The organism is Streptomyces sp. LUP47B, assembly GCF_001746295.1.
Classification (GTDB): Bacteria; Actinomycetota; Actinomycetes; order Streptomycetales; family Streptomycetaceae; genus Streptomyces.
In genome coordinates, this window is sequence record NZ_MJAH01000006.1 from 361,545 (window position 1) to 380,396 (window position 18,852).

The window sequence follows — 18,852 nt, forward strand, 5'->3', positions numbered from 1 at the left end:
CTGTTGCGCGCGAGGCCCCCGGGAGGCTCAGCTTCCCGGGGGCCTCTCGTCGTCCTCCCGCGCGAACACCTGGAGCAGCCAGGAGGCGAAGGTGCCCGTCACCGCGCCGAGCAGGGCCAGCCCGATGGCCATCACACCGACCGCGATCAGGCGTCCGAGCGGGGTGACCGGGACCACGTCGCCGTAGCCGACGGTGGCGAGGGTGGCGCAGGTCCACCAGACGGAGTCCCCGAAGGTGCGGATGCTCGCACCGGGCGCGTCGTGCTCCTGCTGGTAGACGGCGAGGGCACCGGTGAAGCCCAGCAGAAGAGCCGCCAGACCGGCGTACGCGATCACACGCGCGTGCAGGGCGAGCCGGGGCCGTCCGTGCCGGCGCTGCACGGTCTCGTACAGCTTCACGACCCTGAGTGGGCGCAGCAGCGGCAGAAACAGCACCACGGTGTCCAGCAGGTGCGTCCGTACGAAGCGCAGGCGCTGTCCGCTCAGGTGCATGCGGACCGCGTAGTCGACGGCGAACAGCGCCCAGGCGGCCAGCGTCACCGCCAGGCAGAAATCGAGCGCGGCCTTCGGGAGATGGGCCAGGACCCGGAGCGCGTACGCCGCGAGAAAGGCCAGGGAGGCGAGGGCGAGCGGGATCTCCGTGCGGGCTTCCCAGTGGGCCTGGCGGCTGTCGGGGTTGTGGGGGCTGGGGGAGTCAGTGCTGTCGGCCCTGCGGGCGTCGATGCCGGCCTGGGGAGGGTCGTGGGGCTCGCGGGGAGTCCTGTGGGCGTCGGTGGTGCGAGGCTCGCGGATGTCGGCGCCGTCCGTGTCGTGAGCCTCGGTGCCGCCAGTGCCGCCAGTGCCGCCGGTTCCGTTGCTTCCGCCGGTGTCCGCGCTGTCGGCTCCGCGGCTTTCGTCGTCCACCCGTCCAGCTTGGCCCGGGCAGCTTTTCCCACAACCCCGCCGACACGGCGCGAACGGGCGAAGTCATATGCTGCACTGCATGACGAGTGAGCCGGAGCAGCAGTTGGGAGTGGGCACGCAGGACGCGTTCCAGCGTCTGTGGACGCCCCACCGGATGGCCTACATCCAGGGCGAGAACAAGCCGACCGGCCCGGGTGCCGACGACGGCTGCCCCTTCTGCTCGATCCCGGCCAAGTCCGACGAGGACGGTCTGATCGTCCGGCGCGGAACGCTGGTGTACGCGGTGCTCAACCTCTACCCGTACACCGGCGGTCACCTGATGGTCGTGCCCTACCGTCATGTGGCCGACTACACCGACCTCACCGAGCCCGAGACCGCTGAGCTGGCCGCGCTGACCAAGCAGGCGATGACGGCGCTGCGGACGGCCTCCGGGGCGCACGGCTTCAACATCGGCATGAACCAGGGGACGGTCGCCGGGGCCGGCATCGCCGCCCATCTCCACCAGCACATCGTCCCGCGCTGGGGCGGCGACACGAACTTCATGCCGGTCGTCGGCCACACGAAGGTGCTGCCGCAGCTGCTGGGAGACACCCGCAAGATGCTGGCGGAGGCCTGGCCCAGCGAGTGATGCACCGGGGGCCGGCGACTGTGCGGCCCCCGCGCACCTACGCGTCGTACACGTCCGCCTTTCGCGGTGAGACGTCCTGGACCTGCGTGCTCAGGAAGCCCGCCCGCGTGCCGAACTGCTCCGTGTCCACGCCGTTGTCCGACAGGACCCGGATCGCCGCGGCGTGCACGACCCGCAGTACCGGTGTCGCGGCGCGCAGCGCGTCGTCGGCCATGAAGCGGTGCCGCCACGGCCGGTCCGCCCAGGCGTGCCGCAGACCGAAGGGCTCGGGAAGGGTGAGCGAGCCGCCGAGCCAATTCAGCAGCGGGGGGTAGCGGGTCAGGGGCGCCCGGGCGGTGAGGCGGACCACCTCGTCCGCGTCGACCAGCGGGAGCTTGATCTTCTTGGTCTCCCAGAACCTGAGCTGCTTGGCGACTTCCTTCTCCTTGGCCGCCGGCTTCGAGGTGAAGAGCCCGTGCACGGGCCCCAGGGCGTGCCCGGTGACCTCGATGCGCAGCGTCTCGTGCAGCACGGTCACCGTGATCAGCATGGTGAGGACCAGCTGCCCCTCCCAGAGCGTCCACTGGACGCCCAGGTAGTGCCGGTCACCGCCGCCGAACTGCTGCTTGTTGCAGATGTCCTGTATCGCGTGGGTCTTGACCTGGTAGGCGTCCACGTCCGTGCCCCCGGGCCGGGACACCTCCTTCGCGCCCTCCGCGATCGGGGTGACGATCCAGTGGCGTACGGACGGCTTCGGGAAGCCACCGGTGTTGATGGTGTTGCGTTCCAGCATGCGCAGCTTGTCGTGGATGGCGCGGACGACGTCCCAGCTGCGGAAGGGATGGATCTCCCTTGTCGGGTCGGCGGACACCAGATCCTCGGCCAGCTGCCAGCTGCCCCACCGGGTGCCCATGCCGAGTATCCCCTTGGGACCGGCGTAGAAGACGGAGTTGGACTGCTGCTCGGCGCTGAGCATCGCCAGGGACTGGCGCAGCTGCTCGGCCGCGGTCTCGCCGGGGTTGCTCGGCACCGCCTCGGGCACCTTGGCGCCGACGCTGCTGCCGGCCAACAGACTGTCCCAGCGGCCCCGCAGATCCTGCGCCGTGCGCTCGCAGATCTGCTTGGCCCAGAACCAGCCGACGACGGGGAGGACCACGCACGCGCGTGCGTACCAGCCCCAGAACCCTCCGAACGGCATCTTGATCAGGAAGAGCACGGCGAGCGCGCCCATCGCGACGAGCAGCGCGGTGCCGAGCGCTCCGGCCTGCTTGTCCTCGCGCCTGGCGATGGTGGTGCGCAGCGTGAAGACGAGCAGCCACACGAACAGCCCCGGCAGGAAGAGCACACCGCACAGCACCATCACGGCGGTGAGCCAGTTGTCCCGGTCCCGGCGGATGTTGTTCGCCGCGAGGCAGTGCTCGACCACCACCTGCGGCTCGGCGCCGAAGGACTGGATGAGGGGCTTGCGGCCCTTGCCGAGCATGCGGGTGATCACCGCCGTGGAGAAGGCCTCGCCCAGGTTGGGACGGAAGATCTTCGCCCAACTGCGGCCGCCCTTGACCACCGACTGGTGCAACTCGTTGTTGGTCTTGAGGATCTCCTCCACCGGATTGTCCCGATAGGCCGCCGAGGCCAGGGCGAACGTCGCCGTCTGCGCCTCGTCGCCCGTGCGCGGCACCTGCGGACCGAAGAAGTCCGCGTAACCGCCGTCAACGGTCATTCCCGCCCCCGATCGCCGCTGGTGTCACCCACTGCGGCCTTCCCGACTTCCGTGCTTCGCACACCTGTTGATCAGGTCATCAGCGTATCCGTAGGTGCTGACATTCGTCGGCGGACGGCCGAAGCCGCCCGGCGAATCGGAGGGGAGCGTTCCACAAACGTCACTTGTGGGGCGCGGAACGCCATGTGTGCGGTCCTGGAGGCCACTTGTGCGGCGCCGACGACCGCGCGTGCGGCGCCGACGACCGCGCGTGCGGCGCCGACGACCGCGCGTGCGGYGCCGACGACCGCGCGTGTGGCGTGGACGGCCACTTGTCCGTGGCCCGGTGCCAACTAGGAGGCGGCGCGCGCCTCTTCACGGATCCTTTCTGCGATCTGCGCCGGCATGGGCTCGTGCCGCGCATAGGACCGACTGAAGCGCGCGGTGCCGTGCGACAGGGACCTGAGGTCCACCGCGTACCGCCCGATCTCGATCTCGGGCACCTCGGCCTTGATCAGCGTGCGCCCGCCATTGGTCTGCTCGGTGCCGAGCACCCGGCCGCGCCGACCGGACAGGTCGCTCATCACGGCACCCACGTAGTCGTCGCCGACCAGCACGGACACCTCGGCGACCGGCTCCAGCAGATGGATCCTCGCGTCGGCCGCGGCCTCCCTGAGGGCCAGCGCCCCGGCCGTCTGGAACGCGGCGTCCGAGGAGTCCACGGAGTGAGCCTTGCCGTCAAGCAGCGTCACCCGGACGTCGATGAGCTGATGGCCGGTGGCGACCCCCTTGACCGCCTGCGCCCGTACACCCTTCTCCACGGACGGGATGAACTGCCGTGGCACAGCGCCGCCGACGACCTTGTCCACGAACTCGATGCCCGAGCCGCCGGGCAGCGGCTCCACCTCGATCTCGCAGATGGCGAACTGCCCGTGCCCGCCGGACTGCTTCACATGGCGCCCGCGCCCGGTCGACCTGTCGGCGAAGGTCTCGCGCAGGGAGACCCGGTGCGGTACGACGTCCACCTGCACGCCGTAGCGGCTGCGCAGTCGCTCCAGTGCCACATCGGCGTGCGCCTCGCCCAGGCACCACAGGACGACCTGGTGGGTGTCCTGGTTCTGTTCGAGACGCATCGTCGGATCCTCGGCGACCAGCCGGGAGAGACCCTGCGAGAGCTTGTCCTCGTCCGCCTTGCTGTGCGCCTGGATGGCGAGCGGCAACAGCGGGTCGGGCATCTCCCACGGCTCCATGAGCAGCGGGTCGTCCTTGGCCGAGAGGGTGTCGCCGGTCTCCGCGCGGCTCAGCTTCGCCACGCACGCGAGGTCACCCGCGATGCAGTGCGTGAGGGAGCGCTGCTGTTTGCCGAAGGGAGCGGACAGCGCGCCGATGCGTTCGTCGACGTCGTGGTCCTCGTGCCCGCGGTCGGCGAGACCGTGCCCGGAGACATGGACCGTCGCGTCCGGGCGCAGGGTGCCGGAGAAGACCCGCACCAGCGAGATCCGGCCGACATACGGATCGGACGCGGTCTTCACGACCTCCGCGACCAGCGGCCCCTCGGTGTCGCACGCCTTGATCTCGCGCGGCTTGCCGTCGATCGTCGTGACGCCCGGCGTGGGGTGCTCGAACGGCGTCGGGAAACCGCCGGTGACCAGCTCGAGGAGCTCGACCGTGCCGAGCCCCTGCCGGGCGCCCTCGGCCGCGGGGGCGGCGGCCAGGACAGGATGGAACGCCCCGCGCGCGACGGCCCGCTCCAGGTCCTCCACGAGCGTCTTGAAATCGATCTCCTCGCCGCCGAGGTAGCGGTCCATGAGGGTCTCGTCCTCGCTCTCCGAGATGATCCCCTCGATCAGCCGGTTGCGGGCCTCCTCGATGCCCGGCAGCAGGTCCTCGCCCGGTTCTGTCTCTTTGCGCTCTCCGGACGAGTAGTCGAACAGCTTCTGCGACAGCAGACCGGTCAGCCCGGTGACGGGCGCGTGCCCGTCGGGCGCCTGCGGGCCGTGCAGCGGCAGATAGAGCGGGAGTACGGCGTCGGGGTCGTCGCCCCCGAAGGCCTCCGCGCAGATCCGCGTCATCTCCTCGAAATTCGCCCGGGCGGCCTCCAGATGCGTGACGACGATCGCCCGGGGCATGCCGACGGCCGCGCACTCCTCCCACACCATGCGTGTGGAGCCGTCCACCCCGTCCGAGGCCGAGACGACGAAAAGGGCCGCGTCCGCCGCTCGCAGACCGGCCCTGAGTTCTCCGACGAAGTCGGCGTATCCGGGGGTGTCCAGAAGGTTGATCTTGTACCCGTCCCATTCGACGGGCACCAGGGAGAGCTGCACCGAGCGTTGCTGCCGGTGCTCGATCTCGTCGTAGTCGGACACGGTGCCGCCGTCCTCCACGCGGCCCGCCCGGTTCACTGCTCCCGCCGTCAGCGCGAGAGCTTCCACCAATGTCGTCTTGCCCGAACCGGAGTGGCCGACCAGCACCACATTCCGTACGGACGCGGGGTGGTCGGCCGCTGTTGCCCTGCCGGCGGCTCCGGGGTGTGCGTTCGCCTTGTCGCCCATGGCCTTGCCTCCCGTGCACGGTGAGGTCTCTTTGGGCGCGGACATGCGGACCCGCGTGCGGTGCGGCTCCGGTGACGCCCGCGGTCCTTCGAGCTTTCCACTCCCGTCACGGTGCGTCCATACGACGGACGTGATCGCGCCGTGACCCGGAGGGCGCGGGCCGGTGACACGAGCTCCGGGTGCCCGGCCGTCGGCCACGCGCGCGCGTGGCTACGATGGGCCAGCCGGTGGCCAGCAGGGGCCGAGCCGGCCACACCGACCGTCGGGAAGGCCATGCTGAACAAGTACGCGCGTGCATTCTTCACGCGTGTTCTCACGCCGTTCGCCACATTTCTGATCAGAAGGGGCGTCAGCCCCGACACGGTCACGCTCCTCGGTACCGCAGGAGTGGTCGCGGGCGCGCTGGTCTTCTACCCCATGGGCGAGTTCTTCTGGGGCACGGTCGTGATCACGCTGTTCGTGTTCTCCGACCTCGTCGACGGCAACATGGCCCGCCAGCTCGGCCGCTCCAGCCGCTGGGGCGCCTTCCTCGACTCCACCCTCGACCGCGTCGCCGACGGCGCGATCTTCGGCGGCTTCGCCCTCTGGTACGCGGGTGGCGGCGACGACATCACCCTGTGCGCGGTCTCCATCTTCTGCCTGGCCAGCGGCCAGGTGGTGTCGTACACGAAGGCCCGTGGCGAGTCGATCGGGCTGCCGGTCGCCGTGAACGGCCTCGTCGAGCGCGCCGAGCGCCTGGTGATCGCCCTGACCCTGGCGGGCCTCGCGGGCCTGCACAAGTTCGGCGTGCCCGGCATCCAGTACCTGCTGCCGATCGCGCTGTGGATCGTGGCCGTCGGCAGCCTGATCACGCTGATCCAGCGGGTCGTCACGGTTCGCCGGGAGTCGGCGGAGGCCGAGGAGGCCGAGGAGGCCGCCGCCGAGCCGGGCGCTGTCGAGCCGGGAGCGGCGGAGCCGGACGCCGCAGAATCTCCCGCGTCGGAGCCCCACGCGTCGGCGCCGCCCGAGTCGGACGTCGTCGAGGAGAAGCAGAAGTCGCGGGAACAGGGGAGCGAGGCCGCGAAGTGAGCGCCCAGGAGCGGCTGACGGACTCGCTGTACGGCCTGGGCTGGGGCGTGGTCAAGAAGCTCCCCGAGCCGGTCGCCGTGCGCCTCGGGCGGAGCATCGCCGACCTGGCCTGGAAACGGCGCGGCAAGGGCGTGCTCCGGCTGGAGAGCAACTACGCGCGCGTGGTGCCCGACGCGAGCCCCGAGCGCCTCGCCGAGCTCTCGCGCGCGGGCATGCGCTCGTATCTGCGCTACTGGATGGAATCCTTCCGGCTGCCCGCCTGGAGCAAGGAACGCATAAAGGGCGGCTTCGACCCGAAGGACCTCCATCACCTGACCGAGGGGCTCGCGGCCGGCAAGGGCGTCGTTCTCGCGCTGCCGCACATGGCCAACTGGGACCTCGCCGGCGCCTGGGTCACCACCAAGCTGGAGACACCGTTCACGACGGTCGCCGAGCGGCTCAAGCCGGAGACCCTGTACGACCGTTTCGTCGCCTACCGCGAGGGCCTCGGGATGGAGGTGCTCCCGCACAGCGGCGGCACCGCCTTCGGCACGCTGGCCCGGCGGCTGCGTGACGGCGGCCTGGTCTGTCTGGTCGCCGAGCGCGACCTGTCGTCGTCGGGAGTCGAGGTGCGGTTCTTCGGCGAGGCGACCCGCATCCCCGCGGGCCCGGCCCTGCTGGCCCAGCAGACGGGCGCGCTGCTGCTGCCGGTGACACTCTGGTACGACGACTCGCCCGTCATGCAGGGAAGGGTGCATCCTCCGGTCGAGGTGCCCGAGACAGGTACGCGGGCCGAAAAGACGTCTGTCATGGCACAGGCGCTGGCCGATGCCTTCGCCACAGGGATCGCCGACCACCCGGAGGACTGGCACATGCTGCAGCGCTTGTGGCTGAAGGACCTCGAGCCCCGCCCGTCGGACGGGGTCCGCCCGTGAGAATCGGCATCGTCTGCCCGTACTCCTGGGATGTACCGGGTGGCGTCCAGTTCCACATCCGTGATCTCGCCGAGTACTTCATCCGCCTCGGCCACGAGGTGTCCGTCCTCGCCCCGGCCGACGACGACACCCCGCTGCCGCCGTACGTCGTCTCGGCCGGCCGCGCGGTTCCGGTGCCCTACAACGGCTCGGTGGCCCGCCTGAGCTTCGGCTTCCTGTCGGCGGCACGGGTGCGGCGCTGGCTGCACGACGGCGAGTTCGACGTGGTCCACATCCACGAGCCGTCCTCACCGTCGCTCGGCCTGCTGACCTGCTGGATCGCTTCGGGACCGATCGTCGCGACCTTCCACACCTCCAACGCCCGGTCCCGGGTCATGGTCGCCGCGTACTCGATCCTCCAGGCCGCCCTGGAGAAGATCAGCGCCCGGATCGCCGTGAGCGAGTACGCCCGCCGCACCCTCGTCGAGCACCTCGGCGGCGACGCGGTGGTGATCCCCAACGGCGTCGACGTCGCCTTCTTCGCCAAGGCCGAGCCGAAGCCCGAGTGGCAGGGCGGCACGATCGGCTTCATGGGGCGCATCGACGAGCCGCGCAAGGGCCTGCCGGTGCTGATGAAGGCCCTGCCGAAGATCCTCGCCGAGCGCCCGGGGACGCGGCTGCTGGTCGCCGGACGCGGTGACGAGGAGGAGGCGGTGGAGTCGCTCCCCGAGGAACTGCGCGCGCGCGTGGAGTTCCTCGGCATGGTCAGCGACGCGGACAAGGCCCGCTTCCTGCGCAGCGTCGACCTGTACGTCGCCCCCAACACCGGCGGCGAGAGTTTCGGGATCATCCTGGTCGAGGCCATGTCGGCGGGCGCCCCGGTGCTCGCCTCCGACCTCGACGCCTTCGCCCAGGTCCTCGACCACGGCGCGGCGGGCGAACTCTTCGCCAACGAGGACGCGGACGCGCTGGCGGCGGCGGCGCTACGGCTCCTCGGGGATCCGGCGAGGCTGACCGAACTGCGCGAGCGCGGCAGCGCGCACGTCCGGCGATTCGACTGGTCGACCGTCGGGGCGGACATCCTGTCGGTCTACGAGACGGTGACGGCGGGCGCTGCGGCGGTGGCCGCGGCGGATGTCGACCGGGGCCCGGGACTGCGGGCCCGTCTGGGACTTGCCCGCGACTGAGCCGTTGCGCGGGCGCCGGGCGCGACTGGGGCCGGCGGCGGATTACGAGCGACGGTGTGACCGACGCTGCCGCGGCTGCCCGAGACCGGCGACTCGCCTGCGGTGGGCCGGTGGGGCATGGGGTCGCGGATTCGTCGCCCGCGGGCGACCGGCAAGGCAGGCGGCGGCGACCTCACCGCCGACCGACCGCGCGCCGTGCGACATACCCGCCGGCGGGCCCGCACGCCGGCCGATCGTGTCCGTTCCGTGCCTGACCCGGACCGCCCGAACCCGCCCCGATAGCCTTGCTGCCCGTGACTCCCACCCTCATCTGGATTCTCGTCGCGCTCGTCGCGATCGGCCTTTATCTGAGCTGGACCGCGGGCCGTCTCGACCGGCTGCACGCCAGGATCGACGCCACGCGCGCGGGCCTTGACGCTCAGTTGCTCCGCCGTGCCTCCGTGACCCAGGAGCTGGCCACCTCGGGCGTGCTCGACCCGGCCGCGTCGATCGTCCTGTACGAGGCCGCGCACGCCGCCCGGCAGGCCGAGGAGGAGCAGCGGGAGGTCGCCGAGAGCGAGCTGAGCCAGGCGTTGCGGGCCGTGTTCGCGGAGCCGACCCAGGTGGAGGCGGTCCGCGAGGCGCCCGGGGGAGAGGCGGCGGCCCACGAACTCACCGAGGCCGTGCGGCGGGTCCCGATGGCTCGCCGCTTCCACAACGACGCGGTCGGCGCCGCCCGCCGCCTGCGTCAGCACCGCAAGGTCCGTTGGTTCCGCCTGGCCGGTCACGCCCCCTTCCCGATGGCCTTCGAGATGGACGACGAGCCGCCCGCGGCCCTGGTCGACCGGGCGGCGTAGGACCGGGGCCGCATCAAAACGATCCACCGGCTCTCCATTGGCCCTTGCTGTGGCCTGGTCCGGTGACGTTTCCTCGGTGCTGCAGCAGTCCCTTTCACTTCAGCGAGGTCAACCCGTGTCCAGCACCGAGAACCAGGCTCCCGAGACCGGCACCGCGCGCGTGAAGCGCGGCATGGCGGAGCAGCTCAAGGGCGGCGTGATCATGGACGTCGTCACGCCGGAGCAGGCGAAGATCGCGGAGGACGCGGGCGCCGTCGCCGTCATGGCCCTGGAGCGGGTCCCCGCCGACATCCGCAAGGACGGCGGCGTGGCCCGGATGTCCGACCCGGACATGATCGAGGGCATCATCGAGGCCGTCTCGATCCCGGTCATGGCCAAGTCCCGCATCGGCCACTTCGTCGAGGCCCAGGTCCTGCAGGCTCTCGGCGTCGACTACATCGACGAGTCCGAGGTCCTCACCCCGGCCGACGAGGTCAACCACAGCGACAAGTTCGCCTTCACCACGCCCTTCGTCTGCGGCGCCACCAACCTGGGCGAGGCCCTGCGCCGCATCGCCGAGGGCGCGGCCATGATCCGCTCCAAGGGCGAGGCCGGCACCGGCAACGTCGTCGAGGCCGTCCGCCACCTGCGCCAGATCAAGAACGAGATCGCCAGGCTGCGCGGCTACGACAACCACGAGCTGTACGCCGCCGCCAAGGAACTGCGCGCCCCGTACGAGCTCGTCAAGGAGGTCGCCGAACTCGGCAAGCTCCCGGTCGTGCTGTTCTCCGCCGGTGGCGTGGCCACCCCGGCCGACGCCGCCCTGATGCGCCAGCTCGGCGCCGAGGGCGTCTTCGTCGGCTCCGGCATCTTCAAGTCCGGCGACCCCGCCAAGCGCGCCGCCGCCATCGTGAAGGCCACCACCTTCTACGACGACCCGAAGATCATCGCGGACGCGTCCCGCAACCTCGGCGAGGCCATGGTCGGCATCAACTGCGACACCCTCCCCGAGACCGAGCGCTACGCCAACCGCGGCTGGTAACCACTCATGAGCACTCCTGTCATAGGCGTCCTGGCCCTCCAGGGCGACGTCCGGGAGCACCTCGTGGCCCTGGCCGCGGCCGACGCCGTGGCCAGGCCGGTGCGACGCCCCGACGAACTCGCCGAGGTGGACGGCCTCGTCATCCCCGGCGGCGAGTCCACCACCATCTCCAAGCTGGCGGTCCTGTTCGGCGTGATGGAGCCGCTACGCGCGCGTGTGCGTGCCGGACTGCCTGTCTACGGCACCTGCGCGGGCCTGATCATGCTGGCCGACAAGATCCTCGACCCGCGCTCGGGCCAGGAGACGATCGGTGGCATCGACATGATCGTGCGCCGCAACGCCTTCGGACGTCAGAACGAGTCCTTCGAAGCGGCGGTCGACGTGAAGGGCGTCGAGGGCGATCCTGTAGAGGGCGTTTTCATCCGCGCCCCCTGGGTCGAGTCCGTGGGTGCCGAGGCCGAGGTACTCGCCGAGCACGAGGGCCACATCGTCGCCGTGCGTCAGGGCAACGCGCTCGCCACGTCGTTCCACCCGGAACTGACCGGCGACCACCGCGTGCACTCCCTGTTCGTCGACATGGTGCGCGCGAACCGTACGGCCGAGTCCTTGTAGGATCTCTGGCGTTCGTTGTTTGGATGGGTTACGCGAAGGAGACAGGCAGATGTCCGGCCACTCTAAATGGGCTACGACGAAGCACAAGAAGGCCGTGATTGACGCCAAGCGCGGCAAGCTCTTCGCAAAGCTGATCAAGAACATCGAGGTCGCGGCCCGCATGGGCGGCGTCGACATCGAGGGCAACCCGACTCTCTACGACGCCATCCAGAAGGCGAAGAAGTCGTCCGTCCCGAACAAGAACATCGACTCCGCGGTCAAGCGCGGAGGCGGTCTCGAGGCCGGTGGCGCCGACTACGAGACGATCATGTACGAGGGCTACGGCCCGAACGGTGTCGCGGTGCTCATCGAGTGCCTCACCGACAACCGCAACCGCGCCGCCTCCGACGTCCGCGTCGCCATGACCCGCAACGGCGGCTCCATGGCCGACCCGGGCTCGGTGTCGTACCTCTTCAACCGCAAGGGCGTCGTCATCGTCCCCAAGGGCGAGCTGGGCGAGGACGACGTCCTCGGTGCCGTCCTGGACGCGGGCGCCGAGGAGGTCAACGACCTCGGTGAGTCCTTCGAGGTCATCAGCGAGGCCACCGACCTGGTCGCGGTCCGCACCGCCCTTCAGGACGCCGGCATCGACTACGACTCCGCCGACGCCAACTTCGTCCCGACCATGCAGGTCGAGCTGGACGAGGAAGGCGCCAAGAAGATCTTCAAGCTGATCGACGCCCTCGAGGACAGCGACGACGTCCAGAACGTCTTCGCCAACTTCGACGTGAGCGACGAGGTCATGGAGAAGGTCGACGCCTGAGCCACAGCTCAGCTTCGAACGGGCCGACGGGACACACCCGTCGGCCCGTCGCGTTGCCGGGCGTTGCCGACGCCCGTTGTCGGTGGCACCCGATAGCCTGCACAAACAGGAGATCGAAGGGCGGGGTGAGCGTGCGCGTACTCGGGGTGGACCCCGGACTGACGCGGTGCGGTGTCGGTGTGGTCGAAGGCGTCGCCGGCCGGCCGCTCACGATGATCGGCGTCGGGGTCGTACGCACGCCCGCGGACGCCGAGTTGGGGCAGCGGCTCGTCGCCGTCGAGCAGGGCATCGAACAGTGGCTGGACGAGCACCGGCCCGAATGCGTCGCCGTGGAGCGGGTGTTCAGCCAGCACAACGTCCGTACGGTGATGGGCACCGCCCAGGCCAGCGCCGTCGCGATGCTGTGCGCCGCCCGCCGCGGCATCCCCGTCGCCCTGCACACCCCGAGCGAGGTCAAGGCCGCCGTCACCGGCAGCGGACGCGCCGACAAGGCCCAGGTCGGTGCCATGGTCACCCGCCTGCTGCGGCTCGACGCCCCGCCCAAGCCCGCCGACGCCGCCGACGCCCTCGCGCTCGCCATCTGCCACATCTGGCGCGCGCCCGCCCAGAACCGACTCCAGCAGGCCGTCGCCCTGCACACAGCCACAGCACGGAAAGGCCGTACGGCATGATCGCCTTTGTGAGCGGCACGGTCGCCGCCCTCGCTCCCGACGCCGCCGTGCTCGAGGTCGGCGGTGTCGGCATGGCGGTGCAGTGCACGCCTAACACGCTGTCGACGCTCCGCCTCGGCAAGCCCGCCAAGCTCGCCACCTCCCTCGTCGTACGGGAGGACTCCCTCACCCTCTACGGCTTCGTCGACGACGACGAGCGCCAGGTCTTCGAACTGCTGCAGACCGCGAGCGGAGTCGGCCCGCGGCTGGCCCAGTCCATGCTGGCGGTCCACTCGCCCGACGCGCTGCGCCGAGCGGTGGCCACGGGCGACGAGAAGGCGCTCATCGCCGTGCCCGGCATCGGTAAGAAGGGCGCCCAGAAGCTGCTCCTGGAGCTGAAGGACCGGCTGGGCGAGCCCATCGGCGCGCCGGCGATCGGCGCTCCGGTCACCCAGGGCTGGCGCGACCAGCTGCACGCCGCCCTGATCGGTCTCGGATACGCCACGCGCGAGGCCGACGAGGCCGTCACCGCCGTCACCCCGCAGGCAGAGGCGGCCGAGGGCACCCCCCAGGTCGGCCAGCTGCTGAAGTCGGCCCTCCAGACCCTGAACCGCGCCCGCTGACCCACCCGACACAGAGGCACATCACATGAACTGGGACGACACCACCGACGCGACCGCCTCCGAGCGGCTCGTCGGTGCGTCCGCCGACGGCGAGGACCAGGCGGTGGAGGCCGCCCTGCGCCCCAAGGACCTGGACGAGTTCATCGGCCAGGAGAAGGTGCGCGAACAGCTCGACCTGGTGCTCAGGGCGGCACGCGCGCGCGGGGCCACCGCCGACCACGTGCTCCTCTCCGGCGCCCCCGGCCTCGGCAAGACCACCCTGTCGATGATCATCGCCGCCGAGATGAACGCCCCGATCCGGATCACCAGCGGCCCCGCCATCCAGCACGCCGGCGACCTCGCGGCGATCCTCTCCTCCCTCCAGGAGGGCGAGGTCCTCTTCCTCGACGAGATCCACCGCATGTCGCGGCCCGCCGAGGAGATGCTCTACATGGCGATGGAGGACTTCCGCGTCGACGTCATCGTCGGCAAGGGTCCAGGCGCCACCGCCATCCCGCTGGAGCTGCCCCCGTTCACCCTGGTCGGCGCCACCACACGCGCGGGCCTGCTGCCGCCTCCGCTGCGCGACCGCTTCGGCTTCACCGCGCACATGGAGTTCTACGAACCCGCCGAGCTGGAGCGCGTCATCCACCGCTCGGCCAACCTGCTCGACGTCGAGATCGGTTCCGACGGCGCCGCCGAGATCGCGGGCCGCTCCCGCGGCACGCCCCGTATCGCCAACCGTCTGCTGCGCCGGGTCCGGGACTACGCCCAGGTCAAGGCCGACGGAGTCATCACGCGCGACATCGCCGCGGCGGCGCTCAAGGTCTACGAGGTCGACGCCCGCGGCCTGGACCGCCTCGACCGCGGAGTCCTGGTGGCCCTGCTCAAGCTCTTCGGCGGCGGCCCGGTCGGCCTGTCCACCCTCGCGGTCGCGGTGGGGGAGGAGCGCGAGACCGTCGAAGAGGTCGCCGAACCGTTCCTCGTGCGCGAGGGACTCCTCGCCCGCACACCCCGCGGACGGGTCGCCACTCCCGCAGCATGGGCACACCTCGGCCTCACCCCGCCCCGCTCGGCGTCCACAGGAAACGGACAACAGGACCTGTTCGGGGCGTGACGAGATCGTGACGGCGCGGGCATTGGCCGGGTCAGGAACCCTGGTGCCATGCTGAGCGTTGTTCACTGCGCGCGGACTCGCTTAGACTCCGCCGATGCCGCCTTTGTCGGCGGCAGACATACCCCCAACCATCAGGCCGCTCACCTCGCGGTCGCGTGAAGGAAGTACCGACCCGTGAGTCTCGTGACCCTCCTCCCGTTCATCGTGCTCATCGGGGCCATGTTCCTGATGACCCGCTCGGCCAAGAAGAAGCAGCAACAGGCCGCGAGCATGCGGAACGACATGCAGCCCGGCAGCGGCGTCCGCACCATCGGGGGCATGTACGCCACGGTCAAGGAGGTCAACGAGGACACGGTCCTCCTCGACGCCGGTCCCGGCATCGATCTTCTCTTCGCGAAGAACTCCATCGGTGCCGTCCTGACCGACGACGAGTACAACCGCATCGTCCACGGCATCGAGCACGACCTGAAGTCCGACTCCGACGTCGTCCCGGACGACGCCTCCTCCCTCACCGACACCGAGACCGACGAGTCCGCCGACGAAGCTGCCGCCGCCTCCGACGAGAAGTCCGTCGACCTCGGTAAGAAGGACACGGCCGAGGAGCCCGCCGACGACGCGCCCGCCAAGGCGGACGCCGAGACCGAGGCAGTCGAGGCGAAGTCGGACGACGAGCCGAAGAAGACCGACGGCGACTCCGACGCGAAGTAGTCGCACTCCGGGGCGCGTGGACCTGCTCCGCGCGCCCCGGATCTGCGCGGCTCGCACGGGATCCCGACACCAGTCATGGCCGCCCGCCCGCCGACCAGGCGCGAGAGCGGCCCGAGAGGGAGTACGAGAAGGTGGCAGCACCTAAAAGGGGCCGGAGCGCGAGTGCCCAGAGCAAGCCAGGGCGCGCGCTGGCCCTGATCCTGATCGCCATCGTGGCGCTCACCGGTGGAATGTTCCTCTCCGGACACACCACCCCGCGCCTCGGCATCGACCTTGCCGGAGGCACCAGCATCACGCTGGAGGCCAAGGCCGACCAGGGGTCCGCGATCAACAAGGCCAACATGGACACCGCGGTCGACATCATGAACCGCCGTGTCAACGGCCTGGGCGTCTCCGAGGCGGAGGTGCAGACCCAGGGTGATCGCAACATCATCGTGAACATCCCCAAGGGCACCAACTCCCAAGAGGCCCGCGACCAGGTCGGCACCACCGCCAAGCTGTACTTCCGCCCGGTCCTGGCCCAGGAGGCCACCGGCGGCGCCGCGGCCACCTCACCGAGCCCGTCCGCGAGCGGCTCCTCGACCGCCTCGCCGAGCCCCTCCGCGAGCAAGTCCGGCTCCACCGGTGAGAAGGCGACCTCGTCGTCCTCCCCGTCGGCCTCCGCCACCTCGCAGGGGCGCGCCGTCACCGACGCGCTGAAGGCCGATTCCACGCCGTCGGCGTCCGCGAGCGCGTCGAGCTCCGCGTCCCCGTCGGCCCCCGCGAGCGGCGGCACCGACACCTCCTCCGCCCAGGCCAAGCTCCAGGCCCAGTACACCGCCCTGGACTGCTCCAAGAAGGCGCAGCGCAACACCGCCGGCGACGGCGCCAAGCCGACCGACACCACGGTGGGCTGCGGCGAGAGCTCCGGCGTCTGGTACAAGTACCTGCTCGGCCCGGCCGCCGTCGACGGCACCGAGGTCAAGAAGGCCCAGGCGGTCTTCGACACCCAGACCGCCGCCGGCTGGCAGGTCACCATGAACTTCAACAGCAAGGGCGCGAAGAAGTTCGCGGACATCACGGGCCAGCTCGCGAAGAACACCCAGCCGCAGAACGAGTTCGGCATCGTCCTCGACGGCGAGGTCGTCTCCAGCCCCTACGTCAGCTCCTCGATCACGGGCGGCAGCGCCCAGATCTCCGGCAGCTTCACGCAGGACGAGGCCCAGAACCTCGCCAACATGCTGTCGTACGGCGCCCTCCCGCTCTCCTTCAAGGAGCAGAGCGTGACCACGGTGACCGCGGCGCTCGGCGGTGACCAGCTGCACGCCGGTCTCCTCGCCGGTGCCATCGGCCTCCTGCTGGTCGTGATCTACCTGGTGGCCTACTACCGGGGCCTGTCGCTCGTCGCGATGGCCTCGCTGCTCGTCTCCGGCATCCTCACCTACGTGCTCATGGCGCTGCTCGGGCCGGCGATCGGCTTCGCGCTGAACCTGCCGGCCGTGTGCGGTGCCATCGTCGCGATCGGCATCACCGCGGACTCGTTCATCGTGTACTTCGAACGCATAAGGGACGAGATCCGCGAGGGGCGCTCGCTGCGCCCCGCCGTCGAGCGGGCCTGGCCGCGTGCCCGGCGCACCATCCTGGTCTCCGACTTCGTGTCGTTCCTCGCCGCCGCGGTGCTGTTCATCGTGACGGTCGGCAAGGTCCAGGGCTTCGCGTTCACGCTCGGTCTGACCACCGTGCTCGACGTCGTCGTGGTCTTCTTCTTCACCAAGCCGCTGATGACGCTGCTGGCCCGTCGGAAGTTCTTCGCGAGCGGCAGCAAGTGGTCCGGCCTCGACCCGAAGAGCCTGGGTGCCAAGCCGCCGCTGCGCCGCACCCGCCGTTCCGCCCCCGTTGAGACGAAGGAGGCGTGAGCATGTCGAAACTCGGCAATCTCGGCGCCCGACTGCACCGTGGCGAGATCAGCTACGACTTCATCGGTCACCGCAAGCTCTGGTACGGCATCTCGATCCTGATCACCATCACGGCGATCCTGGGCCTCGCGGTACGCGGCCTCAACATGGGCATCGACTTCCAGGGCGGCGCGGTCTTCACCACCGAGAAGACCAGCGTCTCGGTCTCCCAGGCCGAGGACTACGCGAAGGAAGCCTCCGGCCACGACGCCGTCGTGCAGAAGCTCGGCAACGGCACGCTGCGCATCCAGATCGCCGGCATGGACACCCAGCAGTCCGACCAGATCAAGACGGACCTCGCGAAGGACTTCAAGGTCGACCCGGAGACCATCGCCGCCGACCTGGTCGGACCCAGCTGGGGCGACCAGATCGCCAACAAGGCCTGGCAGGGTCTGGCGATCTTCATGGTCCTCGTCGTGATCTATCTGGCGATCGCCTTCGAGTGGCGCATGGCCATCGCGGCGCTCGTCGCCCTGATCCACGACATCACCATCACCGTCGGCATCTACGCCCTCGTCGGCTTCGAGGTCACGCCGGGCACGGTGATCGGTCTGCTGACCATCCTCGGTTACTCGCTCTACGACACGGTGGTCGTCTTCGACTCCCTCAAGGAGCAGACGAAGGACATCACCAAGCAGAACCGCTGGACCTACAGCGACATCGCCAACCGTTCGATCAACGGCACCCTGGTCCGCTCGATCAACACCACGGTGGTCGCGCTGCTGCCGGTGGCGGGCCTGCTGTTCATCGGTGGCGGTTTCCTCGGCGCGGGCACGCTCAACGACATCTCGCTGTCGCTGTTCGTCGGTCTCGCCGCCGGTGCGTACTCCTCGATCTTCATCGCCACGCCGCTCGTCGCCGACCTCAAGGAGCGCGAGCCGGCGATGAAGGCCCTCAGGAAGCGGGTCCTGGCCAAGCGTGCCCAGGCGTCCGTCGAGGAGGAGATGGCCGACGCGCGTCCCGTCTCCGACGAGCCGGACGACGACGCCGCCCCGGCGGTCGTCGGTCCGCGCACCCAGCCCGCGTCCCGGGGCCGGGGCCGTGGCCGTCCCTCGGGGAAGCGCCGATGACCGAGCTCACCGACATCACGGCGCTGCTGCTCAGCCGTATCCGTGATGTGGCCGACTATCCGGAGCCCGGCGTGATGTTCAAGGACATCACCCCGCTCCTGGCGGACCCCGCTGCGTTCTCGGCGCTCACCGACGCTCTGGCGACGGTCGCGTCGGACACCGGCGCCACGAAGGTCGTCGGGCTGGAGGCCCGGGGCTTCATCCTCGGCGCCCCGGTCGCGATCCGCGCGGGTCTCGGCTTCATCCCCGTGCGGAAGGCGGGCAAGCTCCCCGGGGCGACCCTCAGCCAGGCGTACGACCTGGAGTACGGCTCGGCGGAGATCGAGGTGCACGCGGAGGACCTGTCCGCCGACGACCGCATCCTGATCGTCGACGACGTCCTGGCCACCGGCGGCACCGCCGAGGCATCCATCCAGCTGATCCGGCGCGCGGGCGCCGAGGTCGCCGGCCTCGCGGTCCTGATGGAACTGGGCTTCCTGGGCGGCCGGGCCCGCCTGGAGCCGGCCCTGGCCGGAGCCCCGCTGGAGTCACTCCTCAAGGTCTGACCCCACAGCAAGCCCCCCGCACGAACGGCCGTCCCTCTTCGGGGAC

At 70.4% G+C, this 18,852-nt stretch carries 18 protein-coding genes; 15 read left to right on the forward strand and 3 right to left on the reverse strand.

Annotated features, from left to right (window positions below; genetic code table 11):
* Positions 1-27 precede the first annotated feature (27 nt).
* A complete protein-coding gene (locus tag BFN33_RS19900) occupies positions 28-636 on the reverse strand; it encodes a potassium channel family protein (protein ID WP_256122825.1) in 609 nt (202 codons plus the stop codon).
* A gap of 334 nt (positions 637-970) precedes the next feature.
* On the opposite strand from BFN33_RS19900, the gene BFN33_RS19905 reads away from it, so the two are divergent.
* On the forward strand, positions 971-1,531 hold the full coding sequence (locus BFN33_RS19905; protein WP_069761429.1) for an HIT domain-containing protein: 561 nt from the start codon (positions 971-973) through the stop codon (positions 1,529-1,531).
* Between the two features lie 37 nt (positions 1,532-1,568).
* Here the strand turns inward: BFN33_RS19905 and BFN33_RS19910 are convergent, their stop codons facing one another.
* The gene (locus BFN33_RS19910) at positions 1,569-3,230 is read right to left on the reverse strand and encodes a hypothetical protein (protein ID WP_069761430.1); all 1,662 of its coding nucleotides are present in this window, start codon (positions 3,228-3,230) and stop codon (positions 1,569-1,571) included.
* A gap of 332 nt (positions 3,231-3,562) precedes the next feature.
* Positions 3,563-5,761 carry an elongation factor G-like protein EF-G2 gene (locus BFN33_RS19915; protein ID WP_069761431.1) on the reverse strand — a complete coding sequence of 733 codons (2,199 nt, stop codon included), beginning with the start codon at positions 5,759-5,761 and terminating at the stop codon, positions 3,563-3,565.
* 273 nt (positions 5,762-6,034) lie between these two features.
* Between BFN33_RS19915 and pgsA the strand changes: the two genes are divergently transcribed.
* The 14 genes from pgsA to BFN33_RS19985 all read left to right on the forward strand — a co-directional run bounded on the left by pgsA (position 6,035) and on the right by BFN33_RS19985 (position 18,806).
* Positions 6,035-6,829, forward strand: coding sequence for a phosphatidylinositol phosphate synthase (gene pgsA / locus BFN33_RS19920; protein WP_256122801.1), 795 nt, complete (start codon positions 6,035-6,037; stop codon positions 6,827-6,829).
* The gene (locus tag BFN33_RS19925; protein ID WP_069761432.1) at positions 6,826-7,743 is read left to right on the forward strand and encodes a phosphatidylinositol mannoside acyltransferase; all 918 of its coding nucleotides are present in this window, start codon (positions 6,826-6,828) and stop codon (positions 7,741-7,743) included. The genes pgsA and BFN33_RS19925 overlap by 4 nt, the downstream gene beginning before the upstream one ends.
* Positions 7,740-8,909, forward strand: a complete 1,170-nt coding sequence (locus BFN33_RS19930; protein WP_069761433.1) for a glycosyltransferase family 4 protein — start codon at positions 7,740-7,742, stop codon at positions 8,907-8,909. The genes BFN33_RS19925 and BFN33_RS19930 overlap by 4 nt, the downstream gene beginning before the upstream one ends.
* Positions 8,910-9,202: 293 nt before the next feature.
* Complete coding sequence (locus BFN33_RS19935) at positions 9,203-9,745, forward strand: hypothetical protein (RefSeq protein WP_069761434.1); 543 nt, start codon at positions 9,203-9,205, stop codon at positions 9,743-9,745.
* 115 nt (positions 9,746-9,860) lie between these two features.
* On the forward strand, positions 9,861-10,766 hold the full coding sequence (gene pdxS, locus BFN33_RS19940) for a pyridoxal 5'-phosphate synthase lyase subunit PdxS (RefSeq protein WP_062045088.1): 906 nt from the start codon (positions 9,861-9,863) through the stop codon (positions 10,764-10,766).
* 6 nt (positions 10,767-10,772) lie between these two features.
* Entirely contained in the window at positions 10,773-11,378 is a 606-nt protein-coding gene (pdxT, locus tag BFN33_RS19945; protein WP_069761435.1) for a pyridoxal 5'-phosphate synthase glutaminase subunit PdxT, read from the forward strand.
* A gap of 49 nt (positions 11,379-11,427) precedes the next feature.
* Positions 11,428-12,180: a YebC/PmpR family DNA-binding transcriptional regulator gene (locus tag BFN33_RS19950; RefSeq protein WP_057614183.1), complete on the forward strand. Its 753-nt coding sequence runs from the start codon at positions 11,428-11,430 to the stop codon at positions 12,178-12,180.
* 131 nt (positions 12,181-12,311) lie between these two features.
* Positions 12,312-12,851: a crossover junction endodeoxyribonuclease RuvC gene (ruvC, locus tag BFN33_RS19955; protein WP_069761875.1), complete on the forward strand. Its 540-nt coding sequence runs from the start codon at positions 12,312-12,314 to the stop codon at positions 12,849-12,851.
* Entirely contained in the window at positions 12,848-13,453 is a 606-nt protein-coding gene (gene ruvA, locus BFN33_RS19960; RefSeq protein ID WP_069761436.1) for a Holliday junction branch migration protein RuvA, read from the forward strand. Before ruvC ends, ruvA begins: the two co-directional genes overlap by 4 nt.
* Before the next feature lie 25 nt (positions 13,454-13,478).
* Positions 13,479-14,549: a Holliday junction branch migration DNA helicase RuvB gene (gene ruvB, locus BFN33_RS19965; protein WP_069761437.1), complete on the forward strand. Its 1,071-nt coding sequence runs from the start codon at positions 13,479-13,481 to the stop codon at positions 14,547-14,549.
* A 174-nt stretch (positions 14,550-14,723) separates the two neighbouring features.
* The gene (yajC, locus tag BFN33_RS19970; RefSeq protein WP_069761438.1) at positions 14,724-15,257 is read left to right on the forward strand and encodes a preprotein translocase subunit YajC; all 534 of its coding nucleotides are present in this window, start codon (positions 14,724-14,726) and stop codon (positions 15,255-15,257) included.
* 131 nt (positions 15,258-15,388) lie between these two features.
* Positions 15,389-17,152 carry a protein translocase subunit SecD gene (gene secD / locus BFN33_RS19975; RefSeq protein WP_176742424.1) on the forward strand — a complete coding sequence of 588 codons (1,764 nt, stop codon included), beginning with the start codon at positions 15,389-15,391 and terminating at the stop codon, positions 17,150-17,152.
* Positions 17,153-17,154: 2 nt separating this feature from the next.
* Positions 17,155-18,261, forward strand: a complete 1,107-nt coding sequence (gene secF, locus BFN33_RS19980; RefSeq protein ID WP_069761440.1) for a protein translocase subunit SecF — start codon at positions 17,155-17,157, stop codon at positions 18,259-18,261.
* Entirely contained in the window at positions 18,258-18,806 is a 549-nt protein-coding gene (locus BFN33_RS19985) for an adenine phosphoribosyltransferase (RefSeq protein WP_069761441.1), read from the forward strand. The genes secF and BFN33_RS19985 overlap by 4 nt, the downstream gene beginning before the upstream one ends.
* Positions 18,807-18,852: the final 46 nt, after the last annotated feature.

Bases quoted from the DNA above. Each gene is read 5' to 3' on its own strand.
- pgsA (WP_256122801.1), top strand. From the start codon at position 6,035: ATGCTGAACAAGTACGCGCGTGCATTCTTCACGCGTGTTCTCACGCCG.
- BFN33_RS19910 (WP_069761430.1), bottom strand. From the start codon at position 3,230: ATGACCGTTGACGGCGGTTACGCGGACTTCTTCGGTCCGCAGGTGCCG.
- BFN33_RS19950 (WP_057614183.1), top strand. From the start codon at position 11,428: ATGTCCGGCCACTCTAAATGGGCTACGACGAAGCACAAGAAGGCCGTG.
- BFN33_RS19915 (WP_069761431.1), bottom strand. From the start codon at position 5,761: ATGGGCGACAAGGCGAACGCACACCCCGGAGCCGCCGGCAGGGCAACA.
- secF (WP_069761440.1), top strand. From the start codon at position 17,155: ATGTCGAAACTCGGCAATCTCGGCGCCCGACTGCACCGTGGCGAGATC.
- ruvB (WP_069761437.1), top strand. From the start codon at position 13,479: ATGAACTGGGACGACACCACCGACGCGACCGCCTCCGAGCGGCTCGTC.
- pdxT (WP_069761435.1), top strand. From the start codon at position 10,773: ATGAGCACTCCTGTCATAGGCGTCCTGGCCCTCCAGGGCGACGTCCGG.
- BFN33_RS19905 (WP_069761429.1), top strand. From the start codon at position 971: ATGCTGCACTGCATGACGAGTGAGCCGGAGCAGCAGTTGGGAGTGGGC.
- ruvA (WP_069761436.1), top strand. From the start codon at position 12,848: ATGATCGCCTTTGTGAGCGGCACGGTCGCCGCCCTCGCTCCCGACGCC.
- BFN33_RS19985 (WP_069761441.1), top strand. From the start codon at position 18,258: ATGACCGAGCTCACCGACATCACGGCGCTGCTGCTCAGCCGTATCCGT.